At 55.9% G+C, this 1,513-nt stretch carries 1 protein-coding gene; it reads left to right on the plus strand.

Annotation, left to right across the window (positions count from 1 at the left end):
- Positions 1 to 159: 159 nt before the first annotated feature.
- A partial coding sequence (locus MXE39_RS12830; protein WP_246978677.1) for a POTRA domain-containing protein occupies positions 160 to 1,513 on the plus strand: 1,354 nt, incomplete at its 3' end.

Consider the following 1,513-nt stretch of genomic DNA (forward strand, 5'->3'; position numbering starts at 1 on the left):
TCCAGGTCACGAAAAACGGCTGTCAAGTGGGCCATTTTTGGACCTCTTTTTGTTTCGTAAAATCGAGCTGAAAAACGGAGTGCGACTATAGGGCCACGGTCATGAACAAGTGCATGACCCTTAACCCTTATCTCAATCTTCAATCTGACAGGCATAAGTATGAAATTCGATTTTCTGACTAACGCTGTATGTTTCTTCGCTGTAACCGCCGGTATGGCCGTAGCAGCCTCCAGCCACTCCGCCCACGCCCAGCAGTGCTGCCAGACCGCCAGCACCTGCACTGGCACTCCACTGACCTCTCAGAGCATTCAGGAGCCTGAGCGTGTAGACGGCCACGTATCCGACAGCACTCTGGCCTCAGCCCTGACTGAAGCCGCAACTTTCTATAAGGACAGCGCCAGCCGCTCCGAGGGTATTACCCTGGCAACAGGTGGCTGCGACTCTGCCTTCTCTGACCGTACCTGTGCAGTAGAGCAGGAGGCCCTCTCCCACTTCACCATTACCGATGTCAAAATCACCCGCTATGACGGCACCGAAGGTATGCAATGTAGCTCAGACAGCGACTGCAGCTGCGCCCTGCCAGCTGTGGCAGCTGTCCCAGCCTCGCCAGCTGTCGCAGCTGTACCATCCCTGACAACTGCCACCGGTGCCAGCCTGGCCACAGCCGAGGAAAAGGCCTCCGAGAACGCCCGCCGCGTCAACCCAATGATAGAGGAAGGTCCAGAGTCTGCTCCTGTAGCTGCCCTCAATGGCGGTGCAGCTCTGTCCCGGAGCGCAGGTGCCAGTGCTGCTGAGCACTTCCGTGCTGCAGCCGCAGGCGGCGCTGCTGGCGCTGCAGCGGCCACCGCTGGCAGCGGCCTGCAGGGTGTACGCCTGGTAGCTGCTCCACGCTATGAGGACAAGGCTCTGACTGCCGCCGCCCTCAGCTCTGTTGACCATCTGCGCGGAGCACCACTTGATGCCGGTACCCTGCAGCAGGCACTGGAAAGCTTTACCGATTTCTACCGCAATAAGGGCTATACCCTGTCTCAGGCCTACCTGCCTGCTCAGAGCATTGTCGATGGCTGGGTAGACCTTGCTGTGGTCAATCCGAAGTACAACAACTTCAACCTCGAGAACGTCTCCTATGTCTCTGATGACTATATGAAGTACCTCATGACTGATGTCTATGAGCTTGAGGGCAAGGATATTGTTGAGGGTGAGCTTGATGAGCGTCTGCTCAAGCTCTCTGATATCGGTACTTTCAATATTGCCGGTCAGATTGATAACTCTGATGCTGCAGGCCTCTATCGTGATGTTGATTTCCAGGCTGCTCCAGATGGTGATCAGGTCAATTTCGCTGTCTTTGCTGACAATTACGGCAACAAGAGCGCCGGACGCTACCGCTTTGGCGGTCTGATGGAGGTTATCTCTCCAGCTGGCATGGCTGACCGTCTGTCTGTGGTCTATGCCCGCTCCAACGAAAAGCAGAACAACTACAGCATCAATTACCGTATTCCGGTTAACTCTCATC

Origin of the sequence: Anaerobiospirillum sp. NML120511 (assembly GCF_023050955.1) — a bacterium.
GTDB lineage: Bacteria > Pseudomonadota > Gammaproteobacteria > Enterobacterales > Succinivibrionaceae > Anaerobiospirillum.